Annotated in this window: 9 protein-coding genes; 8 read left to right on the forward strand and 1 reads right to left on the reverse strand. The window is 65.5% G+C overall.

Features of this window, described 5'->3' with window-relative positions:
* Window positions 1-281 precede the first annotated feature (281 nt).
* The 6 genes from QMC81_11155 to QMC81_11180 all read left to right on the forward strand — a co-directional run bounded on the left by QMC81_11155 (window position 282) and on the right by QMC81_11180 (window position 5,572).
* Window positions 282-1,409, forward strand: coding sequence for a S41 family peptidase (locus QMC81_11155; protein MDI6908026.1), 1,128 nt, complete (start codon window positions 282-284; stop codon window positions 1,407-1,409).
* Window positions 1,410-1,423: 14 nt separating this feature from the next.
* Complete coding sequence (locus QMC81_11160) at window positions 1,424-2,641, forward strand: PDZ domain-containing protein (protein ID MDI6908027.1); 1,218 nt, start codon at window positions 1,424-1,426, stop codon at window positions 2,639-2,641.
* 119 nt (window positions 2,642-2,760) lie between these two features.
* On the forward strand, window positions 2,761-2,955 hold the full coding sequence (locus tag QMC81_11165) for a CooT family nickel-binding protein (GenBank protein MDI6908028.1): 195 nt from the start codon (window positions 2,761-2,763) through the stop codon (window positions 2,953-2,955).
* 4 nt (window positions 2,956-2,959) lie between these two features.
* Entirely contained in the window at window positions 2,960-3,907 is a 948-nt protein-coding gene (gene cbiQ / locus QMC81_11170) for a cobalt ECF transporter T component CbiQ (GenBank protein MDI6908029.1), read from the forward strand.
* Between the two features lie 114 nt (window positions 3,908-4,021).
* Window positions 4,022-4,834: an ATP-binding cassette domain-containing protein gene (locus QMC81_11175; GenBank protein ID MDI6908030.1), complete on the forward strand. Its 813-nt coding sequence runs from the start codon at window positions 4,022-4,024 to the stop codon at window positions 4,832-4,834.
* 183 nt (window positions 4,835-5,017) lie between these two features.
* Window positions 5,018-5,572, forward strand: coding sequence for a uracil-DNA glycosylase (locus QMC81_11180; protein ID MDI6908031.1), 555 nt, complete (start codon window positions 5,018-5,020; stop codon window positions 5,570-5,572).
* Between the two features lie 38 nt (window positions 5,573-5,610).
* Here QMC81_11180 and QMC81_11185 read toward each other — a convergent pair whose 3' ends face one another.
* Window positions 5,611-5,823 carry a DUF2508 family protein gene (locus QMC81_11185; GenBank protein MDI6908032.1) on the reverse strand — a complete coding sequence of 71 codons (213 nt, stop codon included), beginning with the start codon at window positions 5,821-5,823 and terminating at the stop codon, window positions 5,611-5,613.
* 100 nt (window positions 5,824-5,923) lie between these two features.
* On the opposite strand from QMC81_11185, the gene QMC81_11190 reads away from it, so the two are divergent.
* Both QMC81_11190 and QMC81_11195 read left to right on the forward strand, forming a co-directional pair.
* A complete protein-coding gene (locus QMC81_11190) occupies window positions 5,924-7,174 on the forward strand; it encodes a substrate-binding domain-containing protein (GenBank protein ID MDI6908033.1) in 1,251 nt (416 codons plus the stop codon).
* Between the two features lie 1,014 nt (window positions 7,175-8,188).
* Window positions 8,189-8,536: hypothetical protein (locus QMC81_11195; GenBank protein MDI6908034.1), on the forward strand; the 348-nt coding region annotated here is incomplete at its 3' end.

An 8,536-nucleotide genomic window follows, 5' to 3' on the forward strand; every position in this document is an offset into this window, starting at 1 on the left:
CGGCGATGGAGGAGGTCTCGGCCGCCACCGAAGAGCTGACCGCCCTGGCGGGCGAACTGGACAAGCTGGCCGCGCGCTTCCGCGTTTAGGGGGCGTAACAGCGTTGGGCACTCATGCAGGGGCGGCTTCGGCCGCCCCGATGCTTAGTCGCAAGGTGTGGGTACTGTCTCAGGGTGAAAGCCAGGCTCCCGGCTCCCGCCGCGTCCCCCGTCCCGGTTGTTATTTCTAGGAAGTTGATATAGTATAATAGGGTATTAAAAACTGCCGCGGTGGTGTTTTGTTTGCCGGGACGTCGTATTTCACGCTGGTTCTTCGCCGTATTAGGGATAATGCTGGCCGGCCTGGTCCTTTTCGGCGTTTACGCTTACTACACAAATTACGCCCAGCTCGGTAACCTGATGCGGGTCATATATTTGGTGCGCACGCAGTCCCTTGAACCGGCGGCGGCGTCACGCCTGGTCCAGGGCGCGGCGGAGGGCATGGTGGAGGCCCTGGACGACCCCTACTCCGAATACCTGGAACCGCAGATGTACTCGCGCCTGAAAATGCAGCTGGAGAGTACCTTCGGCGGGTTGGGGATCCTGGTCGGGATGCGCGAGAACCGGCTTACCGTCGTCCGGCCTTACGAGGGCACCCCGGCGGCCCGCGCCGGCATCCGGGGCGGGGACGTGATCGTCGAGATCGACGGGACGAAGACCGAGGGCATGGACCTGGAGACCGCGGTGGGCCTGATGAAAGGGCCGGTCGGAACCAAGGTCTGCCTGCTCATCAGGCGGGACGGCCACGCCGATCCCCTGCGCTTTGAAGTCCCCCGGGAGGAGATCCGGGTGCCGACCGTGTACAGCGAGATGCTGGACAGGAGGGTCGGCCACATCGCCATCACCCAGTTCGCCGAGCAGACGCCGGCCGAGGTGCGCGAGGCGCTGGAGAAATTGAAGGAGCAGAGGATGCGGGCGCTGGTCCTGGACCTGCGGGACAACCCCGGGGGGAGCCTGACGAGCGCCATCGAGGTCGCCGACATCTTCCTGGACAAAGGGCCCATCGTCTTTGTCGACTACCGCGCGGCGAAGGACGAGGCCTTTTACGCCCACCCGCCGGCCCTGGACCTGCCGCTGGCGGTGCTGATGAACGAGAACAGCGCCAGCGCTTCCGAGATCCTGGCCGGGGCCATCAAGGACCACGGGGCCGGGACCCTGGTCGGGCAGCGCACTTTCGGCAAGGGGGTCATCCAGGTCCTTTACGGCCTGGCGGACGGCTCCGGGCTGAAACTGACCACGGGCCGCTACCTGACCCCGTCCCGGCATGACCTGAACGGCCGGGGGATCGAACCCGACGTTCCCGTTACCCAGCCCGCGGACGGTTCAGCGGATAGACAACTGCAAAAGGCCATCGAGGTGCTGCAACAATAGGGGGAGTCTGATTGGTGTTTTCCCTCGGCTGGGTCATGACCCAGGTGGCCCTGCAGATCGTGCAAGTCCTGGTCCACCCGCTCTTCTGGTTGGTCATCGTGCTCGTCGCCCTGCAGTACTACCGCGTGGCCTCCCTGAGGCGGAGCTTTCTGCCGGGCCGCGGCGGGGTGGTCCGGGACACGCTGGTTTCCACACTTTTCGGGCTCCTCGGCGGGTTTATCGGCAGCCTGCTGGTCGTCGGCGCCGGCCTTACGGTTTCGGGTTCAGGCCTCTGGTACCTCCTGCCGGTGGCCATCGCCCTCATGCTCCTCTCCCCGCGCTTTCTGTGCTTCGCCTATGCCGGGGGCCTGGTCTCCCTGGCGAACCTGGTCTTCGGCTTTCCGCAGATCAGCATCCCGCAGGTCATGGCCCTGGTGGCCATTCTGCACTTCATGGAGGCGCTCCTGATCCTGTTGAGCGGCCACCTGGGGGCGGTTCCGGCCTATGTCCGCGTGTCCGGGGGGCGTATCATCGGGGGCTTCACGCTACAAAAGTTCTGGCCCCTGCCCGTGGTGGTCCTGGTTCTCGTGGGCACCCTTCCCCCCGGCGGGGAGGGGGTGGTGATGCCCGACTGGTGGCCCCTCATCCCCCACGGCCTGCCGGGCAACGGGAAAGACCTCGTCTTCGCCATGATCCCCCTGGTGGCCGCCCTCGGCTACGGCGACTTCGCCACGGCCCGGACGCCGGCCTCCAAGAGCCGGGTGAGCGCCGTCCACCTGGCCGGCTACAGCCTGACGCTCTTCGCCCTGGCCTTCCTAGCGGGGCGGGAGCCGCTCCTGTCCTGGGCGGCCGCCCTCTTTTCGCCCCTCGGCCACGAGCTTGTCATCCTCATCGGGAAGCGCCTGGAGATGGACGCGCCGCCGATCTATACCCCGCGGCGCGACGGGCTGCTGGTGCTCGACGTGGCCCCCGGCTCCCCGGCCTGGCACGGCGGTGTGCGCAGCGGGGACCTGGTGGTGGAGGTCAACGGTCTCCCGGTGCGGACGCGGCGCGACCTGGCGGAGGCCCTGGAGACCCCGGGGGCCTATGAACTCTTCTATCTCGGGCGCGACGGCCGGTACCGGCGGGAGACGGTGATCCGGCGGCCCGGAGAGACCCTCGGCCTGCTGCCGGTGCCGGACGGGGACGAGGAGGCCTTTGTCGAGATGCGCTCCGGAGGGCTGCTGGACGCCCTCCGCCGGCGCCGCGGTTGACAGCCCCGGGGCGGGGCCCTATAATGGGGGCAGAACGTACGGGCCACGAAGGCCCGCCAAGGCCACGGAGGTCGAGAATACGCCTGCCGCGGCCGTTTTTGTCTGGAGGTGCTGCCAAGATGTGCGAGGCCAACGCATACCTTCGCAAGGGAGAGGGAGAGGCCGAAGAGCTTATCCTGGAGAACGTGGACCGGGTCGTCCCGCACGAGGACGGGCTTTTGCTGGAGGATATCTTCGGGCGGCGGAAGATCATCCGGGCGCGGATTGCGGAACTGGCCCTGGTCGACCACCGCATCATCCTGGAGCGGGACTGAGTCCTTGTTTGTCGAAGCCGAGCGCCGGCCCGGCCTTCCGGACTGGTTGACGGAGGAGGTTCCGCCGCCGCCGAACCGCAGAGGGGGGCGGCGCTTTGTCTCCCGCACCGTCCAGGCCGTGGCCGGAGTGATCAGGGAGGACTTCCTGTCGGCCCGGAGGGCCGCCGCCCCGGGGCTCCTGCAGTCCCTGGATCCCAGGGTGAAGGTCGTCACCCTGGGCGGGCTGATCGTCGTTGCCTCCCTGTCGAGCCATTGGGCCGTGATCCTCGGCCTTTACCTGGCCGCCCTGGCCGCCGGGCTGGCGTCGCGCCTGGGTTTGTCCCTTCTGGTTACGCGGGTCTGGCCGTTCTGCCTGCTCTTCGCGGGCGTGGCCGCCCTGCCCATGGTCCTGAGCTGGGTCACGCCGGGGGAGGCCCTGGCGGCCATCTGGACCGGCGGACCGCGGCTCGGACCGCTGGCCCTGCCGCCGGACCTTTACCTTTCGCGGGAGGGCCTGCTCCAGGCCGCCGTCTTCACCTCCCGCGTCGCCCTGTGCATGACCCTGGCCCTGCTGCTGGCTCTGACCACCCCGGCGAGCCGCCTTTTCTGGGCCCTGCGCGCCCTGCGGGTACCGCGGGTTTTTGTGGTACTCCTGGAGACGTCCCAGAGGTACCTCTTTCTGCTCCTACGCATGGTGCAGGAGCTGCATATCGCCCGGGAGGCGCGCACGATCAGCCCCGCCGGCCCGCCCGCGGGACGCCGTTTCGCCGTCCAGGGGATCGCCGTCCTGCTCAGCCGTTCGCTCTTGCTGAGCGAGGAGGTGCACCAGGCGATGCTGGCCCGCGGCTATACTGGGGAACCCCGCGTGGTCGACGGGGAAGGCTTCCGCGCCGGGTGGCGCGACCTGGCCTGGACGGTGGGCTGCATCGCCGCCGCCGCGGCGGCCCTGGCGGCGCAGGGATATCTTATATAACCTGCGGGGGGACGGGGGATCTCCTCTCTACGCTCCGGTACTCCGCGTCGACAGTTCTAGGCTCGGCATCAAATACGGAGGTGCGTCACCCTGGCCGCCGAAGCGCTTTACACCCTGGAGAACGTGGACTTCGCCTACCAGCCCGGGCAGCCGGTCCTGAGGGACATCTCGTTCACGGTGGCCCGCGGAGAGGCCGCCGCCCTGCTGGGCGCCAACGGGTCGGGCAAGTCCACCCTCCTCAAGATCCTGGGCGGCCTGCAATGGCCGACGGCGGGCCGGGTACTCGCCTTCGGCGAGTCGTTGACCGAGGAGCGCTTCACCGACCCGGTCTTCGCCGCATCCTTCCGGCGCCGGGTGGGCTTCGTCTTCCAGAACACCGACGCCCAGCTCTTCTGCCCCACGGTCGCCGACGAGGTGGCCTACGGCCCGGCACAGTTAGGCTGGACCGCCGAGCAGGTGCGCCGCCGGGTGGACGAGGTGCTGGCCTTTTTCGGCGTCACCGGCCTGGCGTCCCGCCCGCCTTACCGCCTGAGCGGGGGGGAGAAGAAGAAGGTCGCCCTGGCGGCGACCCTGGCCGTCAACCCCGAGGTCCTGCTCCTGGACGAGCCGACGGCCAATCTCGACCCGCGCACACAGTACTGGCTGGTCTCCTTCCTGCAGCGCCTGCACAAGGCGGGGAAAACACTGGTCATCGCCACCCACGACCTGGACATCGTGCCCGCCCTGGCCGGCCGCGTCCTGGTGCTGAGCGAGGACCACCGCCTCCTGGCGGCCGGTTCGCCCCTGGGCGTCCTGGAGGACCGCGACCTGCTGCTGGAGGCGAACCTGGTGCACGAACACTACCACGTCCATGGCCACAGAGGAGAACATGGCCACCTGCACTTCCACCAGCACGACCACCAGGTCGCACATGGCAGGGAAAAGTAGCCTTCGAGTCGAAAAAGGCAAAGGACCAGATTCATCCATTGGATGAGATACCGTCCTGGTACAAAGGTATATTTTCGCAGGACTACCGGGGGAGTGGACCATCCGGTGTTTGACTTTCAAGCGGGGCAGTTGCGGCTCGACGACCTCGGCGGGCCGTACAGCCTGGATGAACTGCGGGAGAGTATGGCCGGCTGCCGGCGGTGCGGCCTGGGCGCCACGCGGACCAACCTGGTCTTCGGCGAGGGGGACCCGCACGCGAAGCTGATGTTCATCGGGGAGGGCCCGGGCGCCGAGGAAGACCGCCAGGGGCGCCCGTTTGTCGGGGCCGCCGGACAGCTCCTGGACCGCATTCTCCAGGCGGCCGGCTTTACGCGGGAGCAGGTCTACATCGCCAACATCGTCAAGTGCCGCCCGCCCGGCAACCGCGTGCCGGCGGCGGAAGAGGCCGCAGCCTGCCTGCCCTGGCTGGAGAAACAGATCAGCCTCATCGCCCCGCGGCTCATCGTGCTCCTGGGGGCCACGGCCCTGAAGTACCTGATCGATCCCAAGGCCGGCATCACCGCCTGGCGCGGGCGCTGGATCGAGCGGGGAAACGTACGCATTATGCCCACCTACCACCCGGCCGCGCTGCTTCGCGACCCGAGCAAGAAGCGCCCGGTCTGGGAGGACATCCAGGCCGTCCGGGACGCCTACCGCGAGCTGGACGCCGCCGGTCCGTCCAACCCACAGACCTCATAACATTTGCTTCCCAGGGCATGGCGTTTGCTCATTGGCGCTCACCAGGGCGCGGTCCAGGCGACCGCGCCTTCTCTTTTCGCCAGACGCAAAAGGTGGCAGTAACGCGCCTCGGCGGCGTTCAAGAGGTGAACGGCCACCTCCGCCGTATCCAGAGGTACTTCGTTGAAGATCCTCCAGGCTGCTTGCCAGTCGCGGCGGGCTTTCTCCACTTCGGTTACCAGGTCGTGTCCGGCGGAGTCGTCCGGGTACACAGTGGCCACCTCCTTCATTCATTGGCAGAAATTTATGCGCCGGCAACCGGCATTAGAAGGCCGTCCCGGCGAATGCTAAAAAGGAAGGAGGATGCCCGAAATGCCCAGAAAATGGTTCGGCCTGCTGGCCGTTTTGATAGTCGCCGGCCTGCTGCTGGCCCCCGGCTGCGGGCAGAAGAAGGCCGAGCGCAAGCCGGCGGAGAAGAAGCCGCGCATCGCCTTCGCCCTGGCCGACATGCGCCGCGACGGCAATCAGGCCGTCCGGAAGGCGGTCGACGAGGCCGCCAAGCGTGACGGGAACCGGATTACCTGGCTGGACGCGAAGGGCGACCCGCTGCAGCAGGAGCGGGATATCGAAAAGCTACTGAAGCAGAAGGTGGACGTGGCCGTCATCCAGTTCGCGGATCCGGCGGGAGGCGGCCCCCTGGTCCGGCGGCTGGCGACGGGCAAGGTGCGGGTCATAGCACTGGAAAACCTGCCCCCCGACACCCCGGTGGACGGTTTCATCACCTCGGACCACCGCCTGGCCGGGCAGCTCCAGGCGCGGTTCGTAATCCAACGGCTCGGAGCCGGGACTTCGGGGCGGGTCCTGATCCTGCAGGGCGACCCCGCGGACCCGATGGCCCAGCAGATCACGGAGAGCGCCCGGACCTACCTGGAGCAGAACTCGGCTTTTACGGTTGAGGTCAAGAGCCACCCCCGCTGGGACCCGAAGGCCGCGGCGGCAACCCTCGAACAGGCCCTGGACGCCGGGCCGCCGGCGGCCGTCCTGGCCAATGAGAGCCGGATGGCCATGGCCGCCGTCGAGGTCCTGCGCACCCGCGGGCTCCACGGCGAGGTGCTCACCGCAGGGGTGGGCGCGGACCGCACGGCGGCGGAGGCCCTGGTCGCCGGGCAGCACGACGCGGAGGTCGACGTGCAGCCGGACATGCTGGGCCGCTTCGCCTACGACGCCGCCGTCAGCACCGCCCGCGACCGGCGGTGGAACTACGACACCCAGACCGTGAACGGCAACTACAGTATCCCGACGCGCATCATCCCCGTACGTCTGGTGGACTCTGAAAACGCCTTCCTGCTGGAGGAGCGCCTGGGGCAGGCGCCCAAGGGCGGAAGGGGACAGGGCGGGTCCCAGTCGGGCGGTGGTAGCAGCAGCGGCAGTTCCGGCGGGGGCGCGGGCGGTGGCGGTCAGGGCGGCCAACAGCAGCAGCAGAAGAAAAAGACCCGCCTGATCATCACCACCCAGGACGGCAAGACCATGGAGATGGAGATCGACGGCGAGGTGAAGAAGATAGAAGCCCGGCCCACCGGCGCGGCGGCCGCAGGAGGCGGCGGCCAGGGCGGCGGAACTTGATCTACTCCGGCAGCCAACGGCCTCGGATGAGCAGCCAACGGCCCCGGATGACAGGAGGGGGTGGCGGAAGCCACCCCCCTCCTCATTCGCGGCTTCTTTGAGGATCTCGCGCTCCTAACAGAGGATGCGGGCTTAATTAACACTACAATTTGTGCAGGTCTTCGACAAAAAGTACCTCTTGGCAACAGTGGATAAGATCTCCTAGTATGGGAAAAACACCGACCTTAGGTGAAATATCTGCGGTTGGGATAAAAAAGGAGTGAAAGAGATCAATGGGTGTAAGATCAAAGGCCCCAGCTTGGGCGGTTCTTCTGATTCTCTTGATGGTATTTGTACCCGCGCCCATATCCCCAGCTCAGGAAGCTTCAGAACCAAGTACAGAGGTTTCCTCGGACACAACTCATCCTTCGGAGGACTCCACCTATGGGGATGCTTCTACTATTAAGACTCGCCAGTCAAACACAGACAATTCGGCCACTGTTTCGGGACAAGTATATCAAGCGGAGAACTCCCTTACCGGGGATACGGTGCTTAGAGTAGTCTATCAAACTCCGCAAGGGGACCAGGAATATTGGCTTATGACCAAACTATTAGTTGAAGAATCGGAGACCATTATTCCGGACCAAGGTGGGACGATTGAGATTCCCGGGGTCGCCAGACTGTACATCCCGCCGAATGCCTTGCCGGCAGAGAGGCCTGTATTCGCCAGATTGGTCACTCTTGAGCCACCACCGGAACTGGTCACGAATGACGATGTATTGTCGCCGGTAGTCTGGGTACGTTTCCGAGGGTTAAGTACCCCGTATCTGAATGAACCGGTATTGCTTACGATTCAACCAACGGGTCAGTCAGCAAACCTAATTAACGTACATCTGCTGGAAGACCTGCCGGAAGCAGCCTACGACAGGGCGGAACCGACCTTAGTTGATGATGAGGTTGTTATCCCACTCCGAGCCCCCGGTTGGGTCGTCTTAACACAACCCCTGGCCAGTAACGAATAAGGAGGGACGAACTGTGAGATTTCGGCGTTACTTAGGAAGTCTTGTTCTACTACTCTGTATTACCTTGTCCATGCTGGTTGCCGCACCGGCTGAGGCCTACCAGCCGGTTATTTTTGACGGCCACGTGCATTCGGAGTATTCGCGGGAGGGTAACTTCACCCGGGATAGAACTCTGGAAGATATCGGCGCAGACCTTCACGCAACATTTCTAGGAATACCCGTGGTGGGATGCCTGACTGATCATTCCGATGTTGTAACAAAAAGACTCTGGGGGATTTACCCTCTAAAATGGCGATATGTACTGACTCCCGAGTTATGGACGGCCAGGCAGGACGATATCGGTCGACTAAGTACGCAATAC

The sequence above is a fragment of the Thermoanaerobacterales bacterium genome (assembly GCA_030019475.1).
Lineage (GTDB): Bacteria > Bacillota > Desulfotomaculia > Desulfotomaculales > JASEER01 > JASEER01.

Excerpts from the sequence above, each read along its gene's own strand:
- QMC81_11180 (MDI6908031.1), top strand. The coding sequence starts at position 5,018 with ATGGCCGGCTGCCGGCGGTGCGGCCTGGGCGCCACGCGGACCAACCTG.
- QMC81_11190 (MDI6908033.1), top strand. The coding sequence starts at position 5,924 with ATGCCCAGAAAATGGTTCGGCCTGCTGGCCGTTTTGATAGTCGCCGGC.
- QMC81_11165 (MDI6908028.1), top strand. The coding sequence starts at position 2,761 with ATGTGCGAGGCCAACGCATACCTTCGCAAGGGAGAGGGAGAGGCCGAA.